We start from the raw sequence: 23,219 nt of genomic DNA, 5'->3' as shown, positions 1-23,219 counted from the left end.
TCCCCTTGCGTGTCAACCGGATCCTGCTCTCCACCTCCCTCGTCGTCGTCGCCCTGGTCCTCCAGGTCAGCGTCCTGGCCAGACTCCACCTCCCCGGCGCCGTCCCCGACCTGCTGCTGCTCACCGTCCTCGGGCTCGCGATGGTCTACGGCCATGTCGGCGGCGCCCTCGTCGGCTTCGGCGCGGGACTGCTGGCCGACCTCGCGCCGCCCGCCGACCACGCGGCCGGGCGCTACGCCCTGGTCCTGTGCGTCATCGGCTATCTCGCCGGGCTCGCCAAACCGGACAACGGCAGACTCAAGTCGGCCACCGGCCCGATGCTCGTCGTGGTCGCCGCCGCCGTCGGCACGACCCTGCTCTACGCCGGTGTCGGCGCCCTCGTCGGCGACACCGCCGCCCGCCATGTCGGCCTGAGCAGCCTGCTGTTCACCGCCGCGCTGTACGACCTGCTGCTCGCGCCCTTCGTCGTCCCCGGGATCATGGCGCTCGCCCGCCGCGCCGAGAACGACCCCCTCGCGGAGACCAACACCTCCGCCAAGAAGGCCACCGACATCTCCTCCGGATGGCTCTCCTCCGGCACGGGCCTGAAGATCGGCGGCCAGCGCGGCGGACTCGGCTCGCTGAAGACCAAGGCCCGGACCCGCACCGCGCGCGTCGGTCGCATCAAGGGGGTCAAGCGGCTGTGACAGCCGGTCAGTTCACTCGAACGGGTTTGCCGGGGCGGAACGTGGTCTCACAGGTCAGCCGTTCATCATTCGTACGCGCACACCACCCGGCGCACTGAGAGGGGGCGGCAGCCGCAGTGACCAACATCCCCGAGACCGGTCGGACTCCACGGGTCCAGATCCGGCTCATCGTGATCCAGATCCTCGTCCTGTCCCTCCTCGGCACCCTCGGCGGGCGCCTGTGGTACCTCCAGATCCGCGAGGGCGACGAGTACGCGAAGGAGGCGTCCGGCAACCACGTCCAGCAGGTCGTGGAGCCCGCCGTCCGCGGCTCGATCCTGGACGCGCGCGGCGTGCCGATCGCCGACAACGAGACACGGCTCGTGGTCTCCGCCTCCCGCACCGACCTGCTCAAGATGAAGGACGACGGCAAAGCCGTCCTCACCAAGCTCGCCGGCGTCCTGGGTATGAAGCCCGAGGAGGTCATGCAGAAGGTCCGGCTCTGCGACGCGGAGACCCCCCAGCCGTGCTGGAACGGCTCGCCGTACCAGCCGATCCCCATCACCGACGAGGCCACCGCCAAGCAGGCCCTCCAGATCCGCGAGCGCGCCGAGGACTTCCCCGGCATCACCGCCGAGCCCGAGGCCGTGCGCCGCTACGCCAGCCCCGGCAAGGCCAACACCGCCCAGGTCCTCGGCTATCTCTCCCCGGTCACCGACGAGGAGATCACCAAGGCCCAGGACACCGACTCGCCCTATCTGCGCTCCGACCAGGTCGGCCGCAGCGGACTGGAGCGCGAGTACGACAAGGAGCTGCGCGGCAAGGCCGGCGTCACCCGCTACGAGGTCGACAACCTCGGCCGCGTCATCGGCCAGGCCGCCAGCGACGACGCCCAGCCCGGCTCCAACCTCGTCACCAGCATCGACGCCCGCGTCCAGCGGGTCGCCGAGTACGAACTCAACGACGCGATGAAGAAGGCCCGCGACGTCTTCGACGACAACACCGGCGAGAACTACAAGGCCGACTCCGGCGCCGTCGTCGTCATGGAGGCCAAGACCGGCCGCGTCGTCGCCATGGCCTCCAACCCGACCTACGACCCGAACGCCTGGGTCGGCGGCATCTCCGCCAAGGACTACACCAAGCTGACGGGCAAGGACTCCAACTACCCGCTGCTCAACCGGGCCATCCAGGGCCAGTCGGCGCCCGGCTCCATCTTCAAGGTGGTCCCCACGGCCGCCGCGGTCAACGCGGGCTACTCCTTCGACGGCCCCTACGAATGCTCCAGCTCGTACTCGATCGGCGGCCAGGTCTTCAAGAACTTCGAGTCCAAGGGATACGGCCCGATCAGCCTCGGCCGCGCCCTGGAGGTCTCCTGCGACACCGTCTTCTACCGGCTCGCCCACGAGGAGTGGAAGAGGGACGGCGGCACCAAGCCGAAGAAGGACGCCAAGAACTGGTTCTACAAGACGGCCCACCAGTTCGGCCTCGGCGCCGAGACCGGCATCGACCTGCCCAACGAGGTCACCGGCCGTATCCCGGACCGCCAGTGGAAGCTCGACTACTGGAAGGCCAACAAGGACGCCTGGTGCAAGACCGGCAAGAAGGGCGGCTCGTACGCCGAGCAGATCGCGTACGAGAACTGCCTCGAAGGCAATCTGATGCGCGCCGGTGACTCCGTCAACTACTCCATCGGACAGGGCGACACCCTCGTCACCCCCATCCAGATGGCCACCATCTACGCGGCGATCTCCAACGGCGGCACCCTCTACACCCCCTCCGTCGGCAAGGCCATCGTCAGCGCGGACGGCAAGACCGTCGACGAGATCAAGCCCAAGGCGCACGGCAAGCTGCCCATAAGCCGGAAGACGCTGGCCGAGATGGACGACGCCCTCGCCGGCGTCGCCACCCGCGGTACCGCCGCCTGGCGGTTCGGCGGCTGGCCGCAGGACGAGATCCCGATGCACGCCAAGACCGGTACCGCCGAGGTCTACGGCAAGCAGACGACGTCCTGGTTCGCCACGTACACCAAGGACTACACGGTCGTCATGACCATCTCCCAGGGTGGTACGGGCTCCGGAGCCTCGGGCCCCGCCGTGCGCAACATCTACAACGCGCTGTACGGCGTCTCCGCCGACGGCACCATCAACAAGAAGAACGCCCTGCTGCCCACCCCGCAGAAGAGCCTGCCGAAGGTCCAGACGGACGGCACCATCAAGTCCCCGAAGGTCGGCAAGGACCCGGCCAAGGAACAGCGGGTGAGCCAGGAGGGGACGCCCGAGCCGGACGAGACACAGCTCGCGGCGACCGTGGAGAACAGGGCGACAGGCAACCGCAACACCCGCAGGCGGCGCCACAGGCGAGGTAGCCGGAGGATGTGCACATGACCGGCAACAGCTTCTCCGTCTCCGGCTACGGGCCCGAGCGGGCGGGCTGGACGCGGCTGTTCGCCCGCGACTCGCTGGCCCGCCGGCTGGACTGGCCGATACTGTTCGCGGCCCTCGCCCTGTCGATGATCGGCTCGCTGCTGGTCTTCTCGGCCACCCGCAACCGCACCGAGATCAACCAGGGCGACCAGTACTACTTCCTGTTCCGCCACATCATGAACACCGGCATCGGGTTCGCCCTGATGATCGGCACCGTCTGGCTGGGCCACCGCGCCCTGCGGACAGCCGTGCCGATCCTCTACGGCGCCTCGGTGTTCCTGATCCTGATGGTGCTCACACCGCTCGGCTCCACGGTCAACGGCGCCCACTCGTGGATCGTCATCGGCGGCGGCTTCTCGCTCCAGCCCTCGGAGTTCGTGAAGGTCACGATCATCCTCGGCATGGCGATGCTGCTGGCGGCCCGCGTCGACGCGGGTGACAAGCCCTACCCCGACCATCGCACCGTCCTCCAGGCGCTGGGCCTGGCCGCCGTCCCGATGCTCATCGTCATGCTGATGCCCGACCTCGGGTCGGTCATGGTCATGGTCATCATCGTGCTGGGTGTGCTGCTGGCCTCGGGCGCCTCCAACCGCTGGGTCTTCGGTCTGCTCGGCGCGGGCACCATGGGCGCGCTCGCGGTCTGGCAGCTCGGCGTCCTGGACGACTACCAGATCGCCCGCTTCGCCGCCTTCGCCAACCCCAGCCTCGACCCGGCCGGCGTCGGCTACAACACCAACCAGGCGCGTATCGCGATCGGTTCGGGCGGACTGACGGGCTCGGGTCTTTTCCACGGCTCGCAGACCACCGGCCAGTTCGTGCCGGAGCAGCAGACCGACTTCGTGTTCACGGTGGCGGGGGAGGAGCTGGGCTTCGTCGGCGCGGGCCTGATCATCCTGCTGCTCGGTGTCGTCCTGTGGCGGGCCTGCCGTATCGCCCGCGAGACGACGGAGCTGTACGGCACGATCGTCGCCGCCGGAATCGTGGCCTGGTTCGCCTTCCAGTCCTTCGAGAACATCGGGATGACCCTGGGGATCATGCCGGTCACCGGTCTGCCGCTGCCGTTCGTGTCGTACGGCGGTTCGTCGATGTTCTCGGTGTGGGTGGCGGTGGGCTTGTTGCAGTCGATCAGGGTGCAGCGGCCGATGTCGGCGTAGCGCTGCCGCGGGGGGAGGTCAGCCAGGAGGGTGCCTGGCGGCCCGAGTTCGACGGGGAGGGCGAGGCGATGCGAGCGCTGCTCACCTCTTGATCCCCGGCAGTTCGCCCGGGATTCACGGTCGGCGCCCACTGCCGTCGCGCCCCGAGTCCGTCTAGATTCAGTTCATGGCGGACACAAAGCGCGAGATCGAGCGGAAGTACGAGTCCGAAGACAGCGGGCTGCCGGACCTCACCGGCGTCGCCGGGGTCGCAGCCGTCATCGACAAGGGTGTCGCCCACCTGGACGCCACCTACTACGACACCGACGACGACGACCTCATCGCGGCCTCGATCACCCTGCGCCGCCGCACCGGCGGCGCCGACGCCGGCTGGCATCTGAAGTTCCCCGTCTCGCCCGGAGTACGGGACGAGATCCAGGCACCGCTCTCCGACACCGTCCCCCGCACCCTCGCGGGCCTCGTCCGCTCGCGCGTCCGCGACGCCGAACTGCTCCCCGTGGTCCGGCTGCGCTCGGACCGGGACGTCCGCCATCTCGTCGACGCCGAGGGCGTACTGCTCGCCGAGGTCAGCGTGGACGCCGTCCGCGCCGAGCGGCTCACCGGAGGCAACGGCGCCACCGTCCAGTGGACCGAGATCGAGGTCGAGCTCGCCGACGGCGGCGACCCGGTCTTCCTCGACAAGGTCGAGAAACGACTGAAGAAGGCGGGCGTACGGCCCTCCGGATCGGCGTCGAAACTGGCGCGGGCACTGGCGGACACCGGCGGAGTGAAACGGCGGAAGGTGGCCAGGAAGGCACCGGAGACCGCCGGCGACCATGTGATGGCCTACCTCCGCGCCCAACGGGACGCGATCGTCGAGCTCGACCCGGCCGTCCGGCGGGACGTGTACGACTCCGTGCACCGCATGCGGGTCGCCACCCGGCGGATGCGCAGCGCCTTCAAGTCCTACGGCAAGATCCTCGACCGCACCGTCACCGACCCGATCGGCGAGGAGCTGAAGTGGCTCGCCGGTGAGCTGGGCGTGGACCGGGACCAGGAGGTCCTGACGGAACGGTTGACCAAGGCCCTCGACGAGCTGCCGCGCGCCGTGCTCACGGGCCCGGTCCGCACCCGCCTGCGCACCTGGTCGCACGCCCGCAGCGGCGGATCACGCCGCCGCCTGATCGCCGTACTGGACGGAAGGCGGTACCTGGACCTGCTGGCCGCCCTGGACGCCCTGGTGGCAGGCCCACCGCTGCTGAAGGCGGCCGGCGGGAGGCCGTCCAAGGTCATCCCCAGGGCCGTACGCAAGGACTTCGGGAAGCTGACCGAGCTGGTCGAACAGGCACTGGAGCTGTCGCCCGGCGCCGACCGTGACCTCGCGATCCACGAGGCGCGCAAGAAGTGCAAGCGGACCAGGTACTCGGCGGAGGCGGCGGCCAAGGCGCTGGGCGAGCCCGCGGTCGATCTCGTCCGGTCGATGAAGTCCCTCCAGGGGCTGCTCGGCGATCACCAGGACAGCGTGATGACCCGCGAGGCCCTGCGTGAACTGGCAGGTCAGGCGCACGCGGCGCGGGAGAGCGCGTTCACCTACGGAGTGCTGTACGGGCGCGAGGAGCGGCGGGCCGAGCTGGTCGAGCTGGATCTGCCCGTGACGTGGCCGTCGATCAAGGGCGCGATGGAGGTCTGAGCGGAAGGACGGGGGTGGTCCACGATCGCGTTACGCTAGATGGTCACCCCTGTCAGTACAGCCCACCACGAAGGTTCGTGAGATGCCTGCCGAAGTCGCTGCGGCCGCGGAGTCCGTGTTTCCGCAGCTCGAAGCTCTGCTCCCGCATGTGCAGAAGCCGATCCAGTACGTCGGCGGAGAGCTCAACTCCACGGTCAAGCCGTGGGAGTCCTCGGACGTCCGCTGGGCGCTCATGTACCCGGACGCCTACGAGGTGGGCCTGCCCAACCAGGGCGTCATGATCCTCTACGAGGTCCTCAACGAGCAGGAGGGCGTCCTCGCCGAGCGCACGTACAGCGTGTGGCCGGACCTGGAGGCGCTGATGCGGGAGCACGGCGTCCCGCAGTTCACGGTGGACAGCCACCGGCCGGTGAAGGCCTTCGACGTGTTCGGCCTGTCCTTCTCCACGGAGCTGGGCTACACGAACATGCTGACGGCGCTGGATCTGGCGGGCATCCCGCTGGAGTCCCGCGACCGCACGATCGACGACCCCATCGTGCTGGCCGGCGGGCACGCCGCCTTCAACCCCGAGCCGATCGCGGACTTCATCGACGCGGCGATCATCGGCGACGGTGAGCAGGCCGTGCTCGACATGACGAAGATCATCCGTGACTGGAAGGCGGAGGGCCGGCCGGGCGGCCGCGAGGAGGTCCTCTTCCGCCTCGCGAAGACGGGCTCGGTGTACATCCCGGCGTTCTACGACGTGGAGTACCTCCCGGACGGCCGGATCGGCCGTGTCGTACCGAACCGGTCCGGTGTCCCGTGGCGGGTGTCCAAGCACACGGTCATGGACCTGGACGAGTGGCCCTACCCCAAGCAGCCGCTGGTCCCGCTCGCCGAGACGGTCCACGAGCGCATGTCCGTCGAGATCTTCCGCGGCTGCACCCGCGGCTGCCGCTTCTGCCAGGCCGGCATGATCACCCGCCCGGTGCGCGAGCGCTCCATCACCGGTATCGGCGAGATGGTCGAGAAGGGCCTCAAGGCGACCGGCTTCGAGGAGGTCGGCCTGCTGTCCCTGTCGTCGGCCGACCACTCGGAGATCGGCGACATCGCCAAGGGCCTGGCGGACCGGTACGAGGAGGACAAGATCGGTCTGTCCCTCCCGTCCACCCGCGTCGACGCGTTCAACGTGGACCTGGCCAACGAGCTGACGCGCAACGGCCGCCGCTCGGGCCTGACCTTCGCTCCCGAGGGCGGCTCGGAGCGCATGCGCAAGGTCATCAACAAGATGGTCTCGGAAGAGGACCTCATCCGGACGGTGGCCACGGCCTACGGCAACGGCTGGCGCCAGGTGAAGCTGTACTTCATGTGCGGTCTGCCGACGGAGACCGACGAGGACGTCATGCAGATCGCCGACATGGCGATGAACGTCATCCAGAAGGGCCGCGAGGTCTCCGGCGCCAACGACATCCGCTGCACGGTGTCGATCGGCGGCTTCGTCCCCAAGCCCCACACCCCGTTCCAGTGGGCGCCCCAGCTCTCCGCCGAGGACACCGACGCCCGCCTGGAGAAGCTCCGCGACAAGATCCGCGGCGACAAGAAGTACGGCCGCTCCATCGGCTTCCGCTACCACGACGGCAAGCCCGGCATCGTGGAGGGCCTGCTGTCCCGCGGCGACCGCCGGATCGGCGCCGTCATCCGCGCGGTCTACGAGGACGGCGGCCGCTTCGACGGCTGGCGCGAGCACTTCTCGTACGACCGGTGGATGCAGTGCGCCGACAAGGCGCTGGCCGACTTCGGCGTCGACGTCGACTGGTACACCACGCGCGAGCGCTCCTACGAGGAGGTCCTGCCCTGGGACCACCTGGACTCCGGCCTCGACAAGGACTGGCTCTGGGAGGACTGGCAGGACGCGCTCGACGAGACGGAGGTCGAGGACTGCCGGTGGACGCCGTGCTTCGACTGTGGGGTGTGCCCGCAGTTCGATACATGGCCACAAGTAGGCCCGACCGGCAAGAAGTTGCTGCCGTTGACGGTCAAGAAGGACGCTCCGACCAGCGGACACGCTCACTGACGTGAGTGAGGTGTTGCGGCGCATGGTGGAGGCCCTGGAGGGCGGCGGCGAGGAAGAGACGGCTGCTGCCCTGAGGGCGCTCGGTGCGCAGAGCGGGCGGCAGGCGATCGTGCAGGAGACGCCGAGAACGCCTCTGCCGCCCCCTGGGGGCTCGACGGCTGTCCACTCCGAGGTGGAGGGTCTGAGGGGTTGAGAGCCCAGGAGAGTGCCGTACTCGGCTGCTGTCGCCTGAGTGGCTGCTTTTGGTTCGCGAGGTACTCGATGGCTTCCTAGCGTGGCGGTATCCGCTACCGAGGAGGCGACATGGCAGCGAGTGAGCCGCCTGGGGGCAGTCCTCGGTGGGGAAGCCCGGGCCAAGCTTCGCCTCCTTCTGGGCAGTGGGCATCTCCTCCTGGGCCGCCGCAGAAGAGGCAGCGAGGCCGTGGCTGTCTCTGGGGGTGCGCCGGCGTACTGGCCGCGGTGGTCGTCATTGTCATTGCCGTGCTGGTGATCGCGGTGAGGGATAGCGATGAGAGCACCACTCCAGCGCCCAGCACGGCCACTACCGCGAAGACGTCGCAGGATCAGACTCAGGCACCCCAGGGGGAACGAGCTGACCTCATCAGCTTCCAGCTGGACGACCGCTCGGAAGCCGGTTTCGCCAATATCTGGCTCGCTTGGACGATCAAGAACAGCAGCAGCGCGAAGTCCGACTACTCGTGGGAGTGGGAGGCGGTCGACGCCAGCGGCACTCGCTTGGAGAACGGCTCACAGTGGGAGACCGACGTGCAGCCCGGTCAGACCACTCGGGGTCAATACCCGACGACGCTCAAGACCGTGAAGGGCATCAAGCTCAACATCACTAGCTTCAACCGCACCGCCAGCTACTGAGCAGGTCGGTGGAGCCTGAAGCGACCCGCTACGGCGAGCAGAGGCTACTTCCGCCGCAAGCGGGTTGTTGTTGCTCGCGCAGCCCGCAGCCCACCGATGGCCACAACTGCACAAATCGGTCAGACCGCGAAGAAGAGGAAGGTACTCGATCGGGTGGCCGAGCCGTGCGGGCGCTGTGGAAATTTTCCCAGGTGTGACGCCGGCATGCAGGCTGTGGTGACGTAGCGCTCGAACGATGGCGAAGCGGATGTCGCCGGGTTGGACCCGAACCCCATGGCCGCCCGACGTTCGAATGTAGGGGGCATCGGCGAATCCCAACGGGGTGAGGATGGCGAAGTTAATAGCACCGTGTTGAGGTCTCGTTCCGAACGAGGTCTTTGTACCAGCGATGAGGTTGCCTGACCTGATTGAGGGTGTCCGGAGCATGGTGACGAACCGGGGTAAGGGCAGTCCATCACTGGCTCAGACGCACCAGGACCTCCCGAGTAGAGCCAGAGATCCGTAGGCTGTGCTTGCCTAGCAACGGTGCAGAGGAGTTGGGGTAGTTGAGCGCTCGCAGAATATTGGGAGACGAGTTCGTCACGTACACCTCCGGTGGTGATGAGGTGAGTGTAGAGATCGAGCCCAGGGAGGACGACTTCAGGTCGCTTCGCCCTGACCAACCTGTCGCCAGCTTCGACCATGTCTTCCGTCCGGTAGGCGAAGCTGCAGCGGCTGCCATGCGCGCGATGCGAGATGTGCGGCCAGACGAAGTGACCATCCAGTTTGGGATCAAGGTGACCGGGAGCGGCCAGGCCGTGGTGGCAAAGACGTCGTCCGACGCCCATTTCGAGGTCACTCTCAGCTGGAAAGCGCGGGAGTCGGAGTAGTGAAGGTATTCATCAGCTGGTCGGGGCCTCAGTCGAAACTGATGGCCGAAGCGCTCAGGTCCTGGCTGAAGTTCGTCATTCAGGCCGTCGACCCGGTCGTCTCGTCACTGGACATTGAGAAGGGAGACAGAGGATTCGGGGTGATCGCTTCCGAGCTGGAACAGACCTCGTTCGGGATCATCTGCGTCACACGCGGGAACAGCCAGGCTCCGTGGATCAACTTCGAGGCGGGTGCACTAGCTAGGGCCGTTGGGGAGTCACGGGTTATCCCTTTCCTGCTGGACCTACCAGCCAAAGATCTCATTGGGCCTCTAGCACAATTCCAGGCGGCCTCCAGCGAAAGCAGAGAGGACGTCCTGACTTTGGTCCGTGTTATCCGAGATCAAGCGAATCTCAAAGACCTGAGCGATCCTCATCTGGAAGCAACTTTCGACGCGTTTTGGCCACAGCTAGCTGTGGCTCTAGAGCGGGCGAGGAATGAACCTACAAGGCCAGTCGTCTCGACACCGGTCCGCGATGCGAGTGAGATCCTGGAAGAAGTACTGGTTCTGACGCGGCGCCACGAGAGCGTGCTGCGTACTATTTTCGAGCGCGTGGACTCATCGGCGCCGATGCTTCAGGTGAGGCAAAGCCCGAATGCTGAGGCCGAGCGAAAGGCCCATAGGGCAGTAATTGACGCATTGATTGCCAGCCTGCCGATACCACAACAGAGCGCGCTTAGATATCGAGTTGTAACTGAGCGGACTCCGGAGGAGTACCAGGTGGTGTATGCAGCGGGGGCGGTAGCGAGTGCTGCTCAGCAAATCAAGAACCGACTAAACGACCACGTCGCCGAACACGCGATACATGTGTCCGTCAAGTCTGTGGACGGATGGGAGATCGTCGCCGGCCCCGGCAAGGAGACGATCATCTTGCCACCCGCCGATCTAGCGACGCCGGATACCGACGAATGACTTTCTCAGATCTGTAGGGTGCTGGTGGCCAACCCTGTTGGCCTTTCGCGACAGGCTCGAATCCTGCTCCCGTCGCTAACTATCACGGCCCAGGGCACACTGCGTTGGCTAATTCCCTTCCCGCACTCCTCTCCGCAGACTTTCTCTTGTGCACCGACCATTTTGTAGACTTATTCAATAAGCGCGTTCCAGCGCCATCAAGGTATGAGAGATTGGCATGTCTTCGAGCGGCTCCAGTATTCCTTCCATTTCCCAGGAAGAAATAAAGCATCTTGAATTTATCCAGGCGATCGTGTCGCGACTTGGCAACGGCTCCTTCCTGATCAAAGGGTGGACGATGACTGTTGCGGGGGTATTTTTTGGAGTTGCAGTGAACAGCCCGAACTGGAAGATCGCAGCTGCTGGAATTATTCCCATTGTCGGATTCTGGCTGCTTGACAGTTACTTCCTGAGGCAGGAAAGGCTATTTCGTAAACTTTACGACGACGTTCGGAAACCTAGTGTTACCGTCGAGCTATTCTCGATGAATGTGCAGTCATATCATGCTGATGTCCCGTGGGGAAAGGTTATTCGATCACACACTATGGTGAACTTCTATGGCACGCTAGCCATGATCGATATATTCTTCATTGTCGGTGGAATTGTTTGAACTGCTAAGGGCTGAGTGTTTGCCGCACCATTTCTGCGATTTCATCCTTAACTTCACTCGCGTAGGCATCGTTCGGCGGCCAAATATCACCAAAGTGATCGCCATGCCATCGGGGCACTACATGCACGTGAACATGAAATACCGTTTGAGAAGCCGCCTCACCAGCAGAATTGATTACGTTCAGACCGTCCGGACCTAGGGCCGCTCGCAAACCACGACCCACCAGCGTAACTGCCTGAATGAGGCTAGACAGTGTTGGTTGAGGAGTCTCAAAGAGATCCTCGTAGTGAGATTTCGGGATGACCAGGGTATGGCCAACGGCTGCAGGACGAAGAGGGAAGAAAGCCAGACTCGCTTCATCCTCCCAGATGACGTTTGCTGGAGCTCTCCCTGACGCGATAGAACAGAAATCACATTCCTCCATATCTACCTCTCTTGATAGGCAGTTTCTACCCACCTACTCAAGTTGTCGTACCCATTGTCATTGATCCAGTCGTAAGTCATGTACTGAGAATCGAGCGGATTGACCCCTCTAGCACCCTGATCGCCATTCTGATCGCGAATATTGTGAATATAAATACCGAATATCCCGTTTCCCCGTGCAGTGCTCTGGGAAATCTCATACTTCACCCAGCGGCGCCTATGGGTCTCTGCGCCAATTAGTACTGCGGTAACGGTTGTCCCGTAGAGGGCATCATTAATGAGTTCACGGAGCGCACCATCCCCCTTGAGCTTCGACTCCTCCCAGAGAGAAGCGTCAATAAACTCGGAACTGATATCTGTCTTGAGCGCGGCGCTTTTTCTAACCACTGACGAGCGCCAGACGTCGCGCTCATAGTGGAAGCTGAAGAAGGTTCGACGGGCCACAGTCTCTCTTTCATAGCGGAAGTTCCGAGTCGCCCAGTAGCGACACTTGATCGCTTTGCTTTACGGTGCACCCAGCCTACTCTGACGCTGGCGATGTACGCAGCGCCGGCAGGGAAGTTGACTCCGCATGCGGTGAATGTTGTTTCTCCCGCAGTAGCTAGCGACAGGGCGACCAACCGTACCCGGCCCATCAACCTGTCGGGAGCAACCCATGTGCCAAGGCGGATCCGTTCGGGGTCATCATCAACCGCGAGTGTCAACCTCCCTGGAGTCATCCTGACACTGGTGTGGAAAATTTTCTGATTCTGTCCGCATAGCTGCGAGCTTGTTCCTAGGCTGTTCCCTTGAAGCAACAGTTGGTTCAGAGGACGAGACGTAGATGCCGAGACTACTTGCAGAAGATGATTCCTACGACAGCTTGCGGCGCTCATCAGTGGTGGTACACGACTTGGTTGCGTTCAGAACGGGCGTCGGGACGGGAGCCAACTGAAGACCAGGTAGATCAGAGAGTGCGCAGGATCGCGCCGCACGTTCGTGAATTAGCCGAGCCAACCACCTGCATGAAGGCACCGGAATCACGGAGCGATGCCTTACTAGTGTTGCCACACAGCAGTTCGTTCGCTGCTTGGGGCTCTATACAGGGCCTGCCCCTTCCCGAACTATCGAACGGCTTCCACTTATACATCAGGTGAACTATTCAACTTGGTCGATTCGAGAAGACTGAAATAGGATCTCTCCATGAAAATTCCTGCTCCACGACAGCGCTTGGCCTTCACTAAGAGGATCTCTTCATGTACCTGGTCACCAGATGGGCTTAATCTGGCTGTAAGTCTGGCGGGCGGTGAACTGTGCATAATTGATATGGAGACGCAGGTTCGGAAAAATTATCCCGTCAAAGGGTGGCGCGGCGTCTGGAGCCCTGACAGCACCCTATTCGCCTCAATGGACAAGGGAAAGGTGCATATTTGGGATGCGCGACATGAAGTAGAAAAAGAATCACTATCCTTCCCGGAAGATATTTCGGACCTAGCATGGGCACCAGATGCAACCATGCTCGCAGTCGGGTTCGCAACGGGAGGCGTAGAGGTCCTCGACCTTGACACGATGGCTCAGGTTTCCTGGTGTGATGCCCACTCAGGAAGCGTCTATTTGGAGTGGGGAGAGGACGACCAGATCGTCAGTCTGTCCAAGGATGCGATGGCGATCTGGAGGCGAGTAGACCGTGACGCTGGCCGCTTCATTGAACTGCAAGAAGATTCTCTAGGTTCCAATGGAGAGGTGAACCATGTTGTCGAGGAGCCATTCGATGTTGAAGGAGACCAATCTATGGTCCCCGAGGCTCGGATCGATCAATTAATTCGTTCACCTCATGATGACTTCACTGTTAGCGATCTTGCACATCTACGGAATGGCAGGATTGTTACCAGTGGATTGGATGGGACGCTGAAGATTTGGAGCAGCTCTGGCGCCCTTTTGAACATCTATGAGAACCCCACAGGGGATACATTTGCCACAGTGTCAGCTACAGCTGCCGGCGAATACGTCGTGGCATCCAATGCTGGCGATGGCACGATTCACATCATCGATGTACGTACCTTCTCAATGCTTGGCACGTACTCTCATGAGCAGTCTGCCTCCGACGCCTGGGGCCGAGAGGAGCTCGTTGGCCTGCAGCCGAACACGTTTGATGTCACATTCATAGACCATGGAGATGACGAAGTTCGCATATGCAGCCTATCTGACTCTCTCCCGTTTTCGCGCCCCGGATCTATATCGCACTATCGAAACGCAAAAATTGTTCTAGTTGGAGATAGCGGCGTCGGGAAGTCAGGACTATCCCTTGCTTTGTCTGGGAAGGTATTTCAACCAACCGAGTCTACTCATGCCCGAAATGTTTGGGCTCTGGATGCTGAAGACCTGGTTGGAAAGGTGGAGCATGGAGAGAAGCGGGAACTACTGTTGTGGGACCTTGCCGGACAGCCGGGGTATCGCCTTTTCCATAAGCTCTCACTGCGGGACGTTTCGATCGGGCTAATCGTTTTCGATGCCCGAAGTGAGAGTGAGCCATTTCGGGGTGTCTCTTATTGGTCGAAAGCCCTGGATGAGGCGGCTATGCCAGGTGCCCCCCTAGTCAAAATTCTAATCTCTGCAAGGAGTGACAGAGGCGGCGTCTCGGTTAGCAGTAACAGGGTATCTGAGGTCCTTGAGGGTAACAAGATTGCTAAATTTCACGAGACCAGCGCCAAAACGGGAATGGGTATAGCTGATCTTATCGAATCTATTAGCCAATGTATCCGGTGGGATTCTCTCCCTATAGTTGCCGCCCCTCAGGCATTTACGGAAATTAGAAAGTATCTCATTTCTGAAAAGCGGCGTGGCGCCATGCTCGTAACTCAGGAGGAGTTGGAGCAGGGGTTTACCGATTCGAATCCAGGAAGCCCCGTTTCGCGGGAGATACTGGAACTTTGCCTCGGAAGGCTTGAGGCTACGGGTCTAGTCGCGCGCATTTCATTTGGCGATCGATGGCTTCTCCAGCCTGAGCTTCTCGATTCATATGTAGCGTGGCTGGCACACGCCGCGCGCAGTGAGCCGGACGGCTTGGGAGCAATTGATGAGGGGCGTGCGTTGCGGGGGGAGTACGAGCACGAGGCCCTAACCCGAGCGAGTGATGAACAAGCCATGCTGGTCACGGCGGTCGAGGAAGTCGTTGGACGAGGCTTGGCGCTCCGGGTTCCGACCGAACAAGGGCAGATGATTGTCTTTCCGTCAGAGCTGCGGACCGACCTTCCCGATTATCCAGATGGATACACCATTGAGGTTATATTCAAATTCGAAGGGCATGTGTCTGCAATCTATTCAACTGTGACGGTATTGCTCATTAATTCCTTGGGGTTTGGGTCCAACTACAGACTCTTTAAGAATGCTGCAATTTTCGGCTTCGACACGGAGAGTTTCTGCGGCCTTGCTGCGCACTATGAGCCGAACCGTGATGATGTTGCCGGGAGAATCTTGGTCTTCTTTGGTCCTGGAGTTTCTGCCGAGCAGAAACTCTCGTTTCTTCGGTATGTCGATTTCCAGTTGCGCAAGTTGGCGCTTGCGGGAACCGTTTTGAGGGAGCGTATATATACCTGCTATTCGTGTGACTACCAGCTCCCTCCTGAAGTGGTCGAGCGGAGATCGAATCTAGGACACGAGACACTGATCTGCCCTGTATGTGGAGTAACCATGAACATGGATAATCTCGTCAGGGATTCAGCCGTAAAGGATGGCAAAACTTCAAGGTTGGTTCGGCAAGCTGTCCATGAACAGGCTCGTCAGCAGCGGCTGACCAGTTATAGCCTGCGCCGGGAAATCGAGCAGTATCATGTATTTATTTGCTACAACAGCGTGGACCGTGGGATTGTTCAGGCGCTTAATCAGAATTTGAGAAGGCAAGGCGTTATCACTTGGATCGACGATGACGAGATGGTGGGAGGAGACCGGCACACTCAAGAGATTGAATCGATAATTGACTCTGTCCCGTGCGCAATCGTAGCTGTAGGTCCTAACTCGCTTGGACCTTGGCAGGAGCAGGAATACCATGCCCTGCTTCAGCAGGCCGTTACCCGGAGGAAAAAGGGTACTTTCCTCCGGGTGATTCCAGTACTGCTTCCTGGGGCAGGATCGATTGAGATTCCTCCCTTTCTCGGAGTGCATTCAATCATTGATATGCGAGGTCATGATATTGGTGGTGAAAACCTGCGAAATTTGGTTGATGCGATTCTCACGCCAATGCGTGTTCAGGCGTAGCTCGACAATATCCTGTGCGGGAAATTCCTGGCGGGTCGCATTGGGGAGTTACTCAAAGAGGATTCCGGCGCTCGCTAGGTTCAGGGAGTGTCGCTGTCGCGTTGAGGCGAAGCCATTCCATGCTCCTGTGTCTGGCAATCCCTGGGTTGAGCCGGGCTCTCGCCTCGGTCGCTCACAGATGGGTACGGTCGGTGTCGTGTCTGGCGCACGTCGGGTTGGTCACCCGTAGACGTGCGCTGGTTGATCGCGCGCGACTAGGGGAGCTGGTACGGGCATGGCGGTTGACGCTGCTCGATCGGACGAAGGGTTCACGTCGGCGGGGGCTACGCGGGTGATGGTGACCGCGTGTCGGGCGGCGGGGCTCGATGACAGAGGCGCGGAGTTGATCCGGCTCGGGGAGAACGCGTTGTTCCGGCTGGCCTCGGCGCCGGTGATCGTGCGTGTGGCCCGAGGGGAAGAGTGGCTGCCGAAGGCTCGTACGGAAGTCGCTGTCTCTCGGTGGCTGGCGGAGGAAGAGTTCCCAGCCGCTCGGATCGTTGAGGATCTTGAGCAACCTCTCTTGATCGATGGCCACCCGGTGACGTTCTGGCATCTGATCGTTGAGGGCGACCGCAAGGCCACCTATGGGGAGTTGGGCGCTGTCTTGCGGGATCTGCACGCCTTGACGCTGCCGGAGGGCCTCGAACTGCCTCCGTTCGAGCCCTTCGACAAGCAGGAACTGCGCATGGATCGGGCCTTGATCCCGGAGGATGACAAGGCTTTCCTGCGTAAGCGGTGGCGGGAGCTGCAAGACAAGTATGCGGAGCTGCGGTTCGAGACGCCGAAGGGGCCTGTGCATGGGGATGCACACGTGCAGAACCTCATGGTCGACGACCGCGGGCAAGTGGTCCTGATCGACTTCGAGGCCTTCTGCTACGACCACCCTGAGTGGGACCTGATGGTCACGGCCGTGGAGCACCACAGCCTTGGGTGGCAGACCGATGAGCAGTACGCCGACTTCGTGGCCGCGTACGGGCGGGACCTGTACGACTGGCACGGGTACGAGACGCTGCGTGGCCTGCAAGAGTTCGGCATGACGACGTGGCTCATGCAGAACGTGCAGGAGGATGAGGAGACAGCGGCGGAGTACCGCCGGCGCATCGCCGGTCTGCGCAACGATGACGCGCCCCGGGACTGGCGGCCCTGGTAGGGGCTACTCGTCGTCCTCCAGGCGGGCGAGTGCGTCGTGCACCTGGTCGTTGAAGGCGGCCACGGTCGGGTTCGCTGCGTGGATGCTCACTTCGACCTGGAAGTCGGCCACGTAGCGCTGGAAGCGTGTCGACTGGAGTGTGTCGCCGCCGTCCATGGCCAGGCTGGCTGTTGTGACGGCGGCTTCCAACTCGCCGTTGAGTAGCTGGCTTTGGGCGAGCACCATGCGGCAGAAGCCCAATGTGCGGGCGTACTTCGGGTCGGTGCTGTCCACGGCGCGCTGGGCCTGTTCGACGGCTTCGCGGCGCATCTGGAGGTCGCGGAAGCAGTGGCAGAGCTCGCCCATGAGCTCGGCCGAGTCGAAGTAGCTCAGCCATGCCGGGTCTTCGCCTGTGTCGGCGTGCTCGAAGTGGCGTTCTGCCTCGTTCATGGCGCGGCCAGCTGCGATGCGGTCGCCGGCGTTGGACAGGGCGCGGGCCTCCATGGCCGAGTAGTTCGCCATAGCGCGCGGGGTGGCACGGCCCTTGGCGCCCTCGACGGCGGCGCGGGCGAGCTGGATGGCCTGGGCGTGGTTACCGAGGTAGTTGGCCTGGTGGCTGAGGTTGCCGAGGATGCGGGCGCCGAACATGCGGTCGTCGATGACCTGCGACAGGCGCAGCGTGGAGGTCAGGTAGCGGTGGGCTAGCTGGTGGTTTCCGGTGTCGTACGCGGTCCATGCGAGCAATTGGGAGACCTCGGCGGCTGCGCCGAATAACGCGGTGCCCACCCTCTCGCTGTAGCTGGCGTCCAGCAGGGGCAGGACCTCGTGGCGGAAGTAGTGGCGCAATGCCTTGTGGCCGTGGCCTCCGCCGTACTTGAAGTCGAGCTGCATGAACATCCCGGCCGCGTCCTTGATTGCCCGGACGTCGCGCATGCCGATGCGCTGGTTGCTGGGTCTGTCCACCTGGACGCCATCGGGGCGGGTGATCATCCAGGACAGAACTGCTGCGCTGAGGTCGCCGTCCGCAATGGTCAGCTGGTCGGAGGCTGGAGCCTCGGCACGCTGGTCGGCAAGGTGTTCCAGCGTGGACAGCACGTCGGCCACTGTGTCTGGGTAGCCGATTGGCTGAGGCGTTGCCCGCTCTGCGTGATCGAAGAATCCGAGATCGCCGGGGGTGATCCTGCGGGCCAGTTTGGCGCTCAGGACCTCCGCCATGATCGCCGCCGTCTGGGGCTGGATGCCTGCGCCGTCTCGCCATCGCTGCACGGCGACGTGCGTCGTTCCGAGGTTCATGCCGCGCTGGGCGCCGGCGTCCTTCATCCGCTTCGCAAGGCCCTTGTTGGAGACCTGCGCTTCGTTCATGGCGGCGATTAACTTCGCGTTCGGATCTCGGCTCATGCTCCCCTGCCAACCCGAGAATGACGGCGAGTGTTCATCCTGTCACAGGAGTATCGCGCTAGGGGGTTCATCGGTGAACCCCCTTTGCATTTGCCGGTGTTCACGTGAACCCCCTGGTGGACACTCCCGGTTGGACCTCCCGCGTCGTTCACTGTTCGGCACTGGTCGACGGGCTGCACGGCCCGACAGTGCTCGGGAGGGAACGCGGTGGAAACGCAGCACAGCAAACGCACGGCTAACGTCTCGACGGCGGCTGCTCCGCGCCGTTCGGTGCATGACCCGGCCAACGGGCACTTCCGGGCGCTGACGCTCTTCGCCGAGTCGCCGGACTGCGCGAAGGCCGCGCGGGACTTGGCCGGCTCGTACCTCCGTACCTGGGGGCTGGGTCACGCGGTCGATGTCACGCAGCTCGTCGTGTCGGAGTTGGTCGGGAACGTCGTACATCACGCAGTGCCCGATGGCTGCCTTGCGCGGCCCGGTGCCGGACGGCGAATCGATGTGGCCTTGATGACGTGGCCCGAGGTGCTCGTGATCGGGGTGTCGGATGAGGACTCGACACCGCCTGAGCTTGCGGTGGGTGAGTTCGTATCGCCTGAGCTCGCGGGCGATTTCTCCGAGGCGCTCTTGCCGGACCGCGGGCGCGGCCTGCTGATCATTCAGCGGCTGTCCGACGCGGTGTGGTGGTCGCCGGGGACGAACGGAGGAAAGACGGTGTGGTGCCGTCTGGACCTCGACCGGCTGTGGGTCGAGAACTCGGCCTGACAGAAGCCGGGTTGTCGCCCTGATCGACTCCTTCGCGATCAGGAGTGGGCGGCGATCCGGTCACCGGCTGGAGCCTGACCACTCCGGCTAGGGGCGCGGCCTCTCGTACAACCGGGGGCTCCCCTCCCGGAGGGGCCGCGCTCTACAACCTAAAACCGACGCCGGGCCACCCCATCAGCCCTGGAAAGCGAAGGGTGGCCCGGCTGGGAACACGACGGTTCCCGGTGCCTGATGGTACCGGGGCCGTCGTGCTGCATTTCTGCCCCGGAGTAAGGAAGTTGACGATCCGTTACCTCGATCGGGACAGAGGTGGGCAAGGTGTCTGGCGCAGATGAGGGTGGACTGGGCGACGGTCTGGACATCGCAGGCGTGGACTCAGCGCTGTGGGTGTCTGGGGTCGACTACATCGCGGGATGGCGTGTGGCTCGCGCGTCGGCCGACCGGTTGAACCGGGCTCTTTTGGGCGCGGGCTTCGAGTTGTCGGACGTGCGTGCCGTCGCCTCGACGAACGAGGACGGGCGCGGGGTCGTACGCCTGGCGGGCTGGCCGGACGCCGTGGACCGGCTCGCCGTACTCCTGGAGACGCTCGCCGACGGCAATGGTGGTGCGGCATGAGGCGCCTTTCCCCTGGTGAGCGGGGCACATGGGCACGTCGCCGGCCGCAGAGACTTTGGGCGGTAGCTGCCATGGGGCGAGTGAACAGGGGGCCTTACGCTCGTCAGCAGATCGGGCAGTCCTTGGACCTGCCCGCAAGAGCCCGATCGGCCCCCTGTTCTTCGAGGCTCGCCCCATGGGAGCTGCCTAAAGTCTCGGAGGCCGGCGACCCCCAGCCACCCACGCCCCGTCCCTCGACGGCCAGTCGACGCTTCGACTCGTCTGGCCGGCTGCGGTGTGGGGCGTCCGGCGCTCGGCCGGGACCGGCGGTCACGCCGCACGCCCGGCCGGGGCGGCCGGGCGACCCGGCGCGCCGCAGGCGCGCCCTTGAGGAAGTGAAGAGGGTTTCGACCGATTGCTGCCTGCGGTCACGCCTTGCCGGGTCGGGCGGGTTCCTCTTCGGCGGTGATCCGGTAGCCGAGTGCTGCGCGGTCTGCTCCGATGCGGAGTTCTTCGAGGACCAGGGCGTCGCTGTCGTTGCCGCAGGTGACCCGGGAGACGTGCAGGACCGGGGTCGCGTCGGGCAGGCGCAGCGCGGTGCGTTCGTCGGGCAGCGGCATGCGGGCGCGGACCGTCTCGGACCACCACAGCTCGTGGCCGGCCTTCGTCAGCAGCGCGTACACCGTCGCCGGTTCGGCGTCCGGGGCATCGGCGAGAGCGGGCACCGTGTTGGCGATGATGAAGGGGATCAGCGTGCGGTGCATCGCACGGGCCCCGGTGGCTGGGTCGGCGAGCAGCCGGTCACAGCCGAACAGTGCGTCCTCCAACTTGAGTTCCAGCTGGTGGGCGGTGGCTTCGGTGGCGTGGGTGCGGTAGGTGGTGGGCTCTTCGGTCTGCTGCCAGGCGGCTACGCCGTACAGAGTGAAGTGCCCGGCCGGCGTCTTGCCGACGTAGCGGGAGATGTCGGTGGCGGGGCCATGGTCGGCGCGGACGAAGCTGCCCTTGCCGTGCCGGACATCGATGAGCCCTTCCGCGCGCAGTGCGGCGATGGCGTTGCGGACCGTGGGTCGGGAGACCTGGTAGCGGGCCATGAGCTGGGCTTCCGATGGCAGGAGCGATTCCGGGGCGAATTCCCCGGACAAGATCGCTTCGCGGATTGCGGCAGCCACCTGCTGATAGAGGGCTCCGGGGCGCTGGATCTCCGTCATCTCGGCATCTCCGGGTTGAGGTCATAGGCACGTCGCACGCGCGACATCACTCGTCAGCATAAGTAGTTGCACTCTCGCCGTACAGAACTCCATAGTCATAACTCGTAAGGACAAGTGACGTCAGTATCTGGCTGGCGCTCTGACCGGCCAAGGAGGCCAACACCAATGCAGTCCATTCCCGTGGACGCGGAGCGACTCGGCGTACTGCGGTGCGCCATCGCGCCCGAAGTGAAGATCAGCAACTTCGAGACACAGGAGGTGAAGAAGGACCGGGACGGCAACCCCGTCTACACCGTGGCCGTCACCGTGCGGCAGGACGGACGGCGTATCTCCGTCATCGAGATCGCCGTGAGCGGTGAGCCGAAGGGCATCGAGGAAGGCCAGATCGTCAGGGTCACCGGGTTGACCGCGTTCGCCTGGTCGATGGGCGACCGGCACGGCATCAGCTTCCGCGCCGACGCGATCACGCCCGTGCACGGTGCTGTCGCGCGCACCAAGGGTGGTGAGGCGTGATGGGGCCAATCCTTCTCGCCTTCGCCTTGGCCGCACTGGCCTGGGTGATGGTCGTCGGCGACCTGGTATGGCGGCATCGTCCGGCCTGGCACTGGTACGTCGTCGGCTACCCGGCGACCGCCTGCCGAGTGCTGTTCACCTGGCGCAGAGTCGCCCTGCTCAACGACCTGTCCGTGTCCCGCCTTCCGGCGCGCACGCTGGTGGGCCACCTGCTGGTCAAGGGCGATCCGGTACGGCCGATACCCCCGCGGGCGTCGTTCCCGCGGGCTACCCGCGTGGGGCTGACCGTGACTGTGCGGCTGCACGCGGGCCAGACCCCGGCGACGTACATGAAAGCGGCCGATGCCCTGGTGCACGCGTGGAAGGTGCACGCGGTGCGGGTCACCTCTCCGGAACGCGGCGTCGTCTTACTGGCGGCCATGGCCGGTGACCCCCTGGAACGACCCGGCCTGGCCACGGCACCCACCGAACTGCTCTCCGCTCTCATCGGCGCCCTGGAGATCGGCGGAGCCTGGGTCATGAATCTGCGGCTCGTGCCGCACTGGCTCATCGCCGGGGCGACCCGGTCCGGCAAGTCCACCCTGCTGGCCCGGCTCATCACCCAACTCGCGCCGCAACCCGTCGCCCTGGTCGGCATCGACTGCAAGGGAGGCATGGAACTCGGCCTGTTCTCCGGGCGGCTGAGCGCGCTGGCCACGTGCCGACGCGAAGCGGTAGCCATCCTCACCGCACTCGTCGTCGACATGCAGGACCGGATGAGCGCATGCCGGGCGGCCGGCGTCCGCTCGATCTGGGAACTGCCCGACAAGCTCCGGCCGATACCCGTCGTCGTGATCGTCGACGAGATCGCAGAGCTGTACCTGTCCGACGGCACCCGCGAGAGCAAGGCGGAAGCCGAACAGTGCTCCACGCTCCTGCTCCGGCTTGCCCAGCTCGGGGCCGCGCTCGGCCTGCACCTGGTCGTCGCCGGCCAACGCGTCGGCTCCGACCTCGGTTCCGGGGTCACCGCGCTCCGGGCCCAACTCGGCGGCCGGATCTGCCATCGGGTCAACGACCCCGGCACGGCCGAGATGACCTTGGGTGACCTGAACAAGGACGCGGTGGCCGTGGCCCAAGCGATCACGGCGCAGGAGCGGGGAGTGGCCGTCTGCACCGGACCGGACGGCGGCTGGAGCCGTGCCCGCTCGCACCTCACGTCGACCGAGGAAGCCGTATCCCTCTCAAGGAAGTACGCGGCCACGGCTCCTGAACTGCCCTTTCTCACCAGTGCGTTCGCGACGCTCGAAGGGGACTCCGCATGATCAACGCCGGTGTAGCCGTGTCGCTCGTGCTGCTCTTCGGGATCATCACCGTTCTTCTCGTCCGCTCCCGTGACGTCCGGGCCTGGGAAGCGATCTGCATCGCCCTGTTCGGCATGTACCTCGGCCAGACCCCCGTCAGCCTCACGGTCAACGGGTTCATGACCTGGCTTGTCAGCGGCTTCTCCCACTTCTAGGCAGGAAGGACGTACGCCATGCCCATGCCTCGCGTGAGGTGCCCCCACTGCAAGGGCGACGGAGCCCGTAGGACCTGGACGGGACGGCTGCACCGCTGCCGCGTCTGCCGGGGGACCGGC

21 protein-coding genes are annotated in these 23,219 nt (G+C 64.1%); 17 read left to right on the top strand and 4 right to left on the bottom strand.

Annotated features, from left to right (window positions below; translation table 11 throughout):
- The first annotated feature begins 5 nt into the window (after nucleotides 1-5).
- From mreD to ACFY0U_RS02780, 10 genes are all read left to right on the top strand, one after another.
- On the top strand, nucleotides 6-686 hold the full coding sequence (gene mreD, locus ACFY0U_RS02825; protein WP_388629178.1) for a rod shape-determining protein MreD: 681 nt from the start codon (nucleotides 6-8) through the stop codon (nucleotides 684-686).
- Nucleotides 687-802: 116 nt separating this feature from the next.
- The gene (gene mrdA, locus ACFY0U_RS02820; RefSeq protein WP_388629175.1) at nucleotides 803-3,049 is read left to right on the top strand and encodes a penicillin-binding protein 2; all 2,247 of its coding nucleotides are present in this window, start codon (nucleotides 803-805) and stop codon (nucleotides 3,047-3,049) included.
- Nucleotides 3,046-4,242: a rod shape-determining protein RodA gene (rodA, locus tag ACFY0U_RS02815; RefSeq protein ID WP_388629173.1), complete on the top strand. Its 1,197-nt coding sequence runs from the start codon at nucleotides 3,046-3,048 to the stop codon at nucleotides 4,240-4,242. The genes mrdA and rodA overlap by 4 nt, the downstream gene beginning before the upstream one ends.
- 166 nt (nucleotides 4,243-4,408) lie before the next feature.
- Nucleotides 4,409-5,911 carry a CHAD domain-containing protein gene (locus ACFY0U_RS02810; RefSeq protein WP_388629170.1) on the top strand — a complete coding sequence of 501 codons (1,503 nt, stop codon included), beginning with the start codon at nucleotides 4,409-4,411 and terminating at the stop codon, nucleotides 5,909-5,911.
- A gap of 82 nt (nucleotides 5,912-5,993) precedes the next feature.
- Entirely contained in the window at nucleotides 5,994-7,964 is a 1,971-nt protein-coding gene (locus ACFY0U_RS02805; protein WP_388629167.1) for a TIGR03960 family B12-binding radical SAM protein, read from the top strand.
- 1 nt (nucleotide 7,965) lies between these two features.
- Nucleotides 7,966-8,157 (top strand): hypothetical protein, encoded by a 192-nt coding sequence (locus tag ACFY0U_RS02800; RefSeq protein WP_388629165.1) that lies wholly within the window; start codon nucleotides 7,966-7,968, stop codon nucleotides 8,155-8,157.
- A gap of 266 nt (nucleotides 8,158-8,423) precedes the next feature.
- The gene (locus tag ACFY0U_RS02795) at nucleotides 8,424-8,834 is read left to right on the top strand and encodes a hypothetical protein (RefSeq protein ID WP_388629162.1); all 411 of its coding nucleotides are present in this window, start codon (nucleotides 8,424-8,426) and stop codon (nucleotides 8,832-8,834) included.
- A gap of 545 nt (nucleotides 8,835-9,379) precedes the next feature.
- Nucleotides 9,380-9,703: a CU044_2847 family protein gene (locus ACFY0U_RS02790; RefSeq protein ID WP_388629159.1), complete on the top strand. Its 324-nt coding sequence runs from the start codon at nucleotides 9,380-9,382 to the stop codon at nucleotides 9,701-9,703.
- Complete coding sequence (locus ACFY0U_RS02785) at nucleotides 9,703-10,656, top strand: hypothetical protein (protein ID WP_388629157.1); 954 nt, start codon at nucleotides 9,703-9,705, stop codon at nucleotides 10,654-10,656. Before ACFY0U_RS02790 ends, ACFY0U_RS02785 begins: the two co-directional genes overlap by 1 nt.
- A gap of 217 nt (nucleotides 10,657-10,873) precedes the next feature.
- Complete coding sequence (locus tag ACFY0U_RS02780; RefSeq protein ID WP_388629155.1) at nucleotides 10,874-11,305, top strand: hypothetical protein; 432 nt, start codon at nucleotides 10,874-10,876, stop codon at nucleotides 11,303-11,305.
- Nucleotides 11,306-11,309: 4 nt separating this feature from the next.
- Here ACFY0U_RS02780 and ACFY0U_RS02775 read toward each other — a convergent pair whose 3' ends face one another.
- Nucleotides 11,310-11,729: an HIT family protein gene (locus ACFY0U_RS02775; protein WP_388629152.1), complete on the bottom strand. Its 420-nt coding sequence runs from the start codon at nucleotides 11,727-11,729 to the stop codon at nucleotides 11,310-11,312.
- A 2-nt stretch (nucleotides 11,730-11,731) separates the two neighbouring features.
- Nucleotides 11,732-12,172: a TIR domain-containing protein gene (locus ACFY0U_RS02770; RefSeq protein WP_388629149.1), complete on the bottom strand. Its 441-nt coding sequence runs from the start codon at nucleotides 12,170-12,172 to the stop codon at nucleotides 11,732-11,734.
- Nucleotides 12,173-12,910: 738 nt separating this feature from the next.
- Here ACFY0U_RS02770 and ACFY0U_RS02765 point away from each other — a divergent pair.
- Entirely contained in the window at nucleotides 12,911-15,961 is a 3,051-nt protein-coding gene (locus tag ACFY0U_RS02765; protein ID WP_388629146.1) for a TIR domain-containing protein, read from the top strand.
- Nucleotides 15,962-16,235: 274 nt separating this feature from the next.
- Entirely contained in the window at nucleotides 16,236-17,150 is a 915-nt protein-coding gene (locus ACFY0U_RS02760) for a phosphotransferase enzyme family protein (RefSeq protein ID WP_388629143.1), read from the top strand.
- Between the two features lie 3 nt (nucleotides 17,151-17,153).
- Here ACFY0U_RS02760 and ACFY0U_RS02755 read toward each other — a convergent pair whose 3' ends face one another.
- Complete coding sequence (locus ACFY0U_RS02755; protein WP_388629139.1) at nucleotides 17,154-18,527, bottom strand: sporulation protein; 1,374 nt, start codon at nucleotides 18,525-18,527, stop codon at nucleotides 17,154-17,156.
- Between the two features lie 207 nt (nucleotides 18,528-18,734).
- Between ACFY0U_RS02755 and ACFY0U_RS02750 the strand changes: the two genes are divergently transcribed.
- Both ACFY0U_RS02750 and ACFY0U_RS02745 read left to right on the top strand, forming a co-directional pair.
- Nucleotides 18,735-19,289, top strand: coding sequence for an ATP-binding protein (locus ACFY0U_RS02750; protein WP_388629138.1), 555 nt, complete (start codon nucleotides 18,735-18,737; stop codon nucleotides 19,287-19,289).
- 309 nt (nucleotides 19,290-19,598) lie between these two features.
- A complete protein-coding gene (locus ACFY0U_RS02745) occupies nucleotides 19,599-19,904 on the top strand; it encodes a hypothetical protein (RefSeq protein ID WP_388629135.1) in 306 nt (101 codons plus the stop codon).
- Nucleotides 19,905-20,311: 407 nt separating this feature from the next.
- On the opposite strand, the gene ACFY0U_RS02740 is transcribed toward ACFY0U_RS02745, so the two are convergent.
- Nucleotides 20,312-21,091, bottom strand: a complete 780-nt coding sequence (locus tag ACFY0U_RS02740; RefSeq protein ID WP_388629132.1) for a GntR family transcriptional regulator — start codon at nucleotides 21,089-21,091, stop codon at nucleotides 20,312-20,314.
- 165 nt (nucleotides 21,092-21,256) lie between these two features.
- Between ACFY0U_RS02740 and ACFY0U_RS02735 the strand changes: the two genes are divergently transcribed.
- From ACFY0U_RS02735 to ACFY0U_RS02725, 3 genes are read left to right on the top strand one after another with little or no spacing between them, the layout of a single operon-like run.
- Complete coding sequence (locus tag ACFY0U_RS02735) at nucleotides 21,257-21,604, top strand: hypothetical protein (RefSeq protein WP_388629130.1); 348 nt, start codon at nucleotides 21,257-21,259, stop codon at nucleotides 21,602-21,604.
- Nucleotides 21,604-22,905 carry an FtsK/SpoIIIE domain-containing protein gene (locus tag ACFY0U_RS02730; protein WP_388629127.1) on the top strand — a complete coding sequence of 434 codons (1,302 nt, stop codon included), beginning with the start codon at nucleotides 21,604-21,606 and terminating at the stop codon, nucleotides 22,903-22,905. Before ACFY0U_RS02735 ends, ACFY0U_RS02730 begins: the two co-directional genes overlap by 1 nt.
- Nucleotides 22,902-23,099 (top strand): hypothetical protein, encoded by a 198-nt coding sequence (locus ACFY0U_RS02725; protein ID WP_388629125.1) that lies wholly within the window; start codon nucleotides 22,902-22,904, stop codon nucleotides 23,097-23,099. Before ACFY0U_RS02730 ends, ACFY0U_RS02725 begins: the two co-directional genes overlap by 4 nt.
- The last annotated feature ends 120 nt before the right edge of the window (nucleotides 23,100-23,219 follow it).

Origin of the sequence: Streptomyces sp. NPDC001536, assembly GCF_042894505.1 — a bacterium.
Lineage (GTDB): Bacteria > Actinomycetota > Actinomycetes > Streptomycetales > Streptomycetaceae > Streptomyces.
The sequence above is the reverse complement of the archived record's forward strand: the minus strand, read 5'-3'. Positions and strand labels throughout refer to the sequence as shown.

Bases quoted from the DNA above. Each gene is read 5' to 3' on its own strand.
- rodA (WP_388629173.1), top strand. From the start codon at position 3,046: ATGACCGGCAACAGCTTCTCCGTCTCCGGCTACGGGCCCGAGCGGGCG.
- ACFY0U_RS02810 (WP_388629170.1), top strand. From the start codon at position 4,409: ATGGCGGACACAAAGCGCGAGATCGAGCGGAAGTACGAGTCCGAAGAC.
- ACFY0U_RS02805 (WP_388629167.1), top strand. From the start codon at position 5,994: ATGCCTGCCGAAGTCGCTGCGGCCGCGGAGTCCGTGTTTCCGCAGCTC.
- ACFY0U_RS02780 (WP_388629155.1), top strand. From the start codon at position 10,874: ATGTCTTCGAGCGGCTCCAGTATTCCTTCCATTTCCCAGGAAGAAATA.
- ACFY0U_RS02775 (WP_388629152.1), bottom strand. From the start codon at position 11,729: ATGGAGGAATGTGATTTCTGTTCTATCGCGTCAGGGAGAGCTCCAGCA.
- ACFY0U_RS02765 (WP_388629146.1), top strand. From the start codon at position 12,911: ATGAAAATTCCTGCTCCACGACAGCGCTTGGCCTTCACTAAGAGGATC.
- ACFY0U_RS02760 (WP_388629143.1), top strand. From the start codon at position 16,236: ATGGCGGTTGACGCTGCTCGATCGGACGAAGGGTTCACGTCGGCGGGG.
- ACFY0U_RS02755 (WP_388629139.1), bottom strand. From the start codon at position 18,527: ATGAGCCGAGATCCGAACGCGAAGTTAATCGCCGCCATGAACGAAGCG.
- ACFY0U_RS02740 (WP_388629132.1), bottom strand. From the start codon at position 21,091: ATGACGGAGATCCAGCGCCCCGGAGCCCTCTATCAGCAGGTGGCTGCC.
- ACFY0U_RS02735 (WP_388629130.1), top strand. From the start codon at position 21,257: ATGCAGTCCATTCCCGTGGACGCGGAGCGACTCGGCGTACTGCGGTGC.
- ACFY0U_RS02730 (WP_388629127.1), top strand. From the start codon at position 21,604: ATGGGGCCAATCCTTCTCGCCTTCGCCTTGGCCGCACTGGCCTGGGTG.
- ACFY0U_RS02725 (WP_388629125.1), top strand. From the start codon at position 22,902: ATGATCAACGCCGGTGTAGCCGTGTCGCTCGTGCTGCTCTTCGGGATC.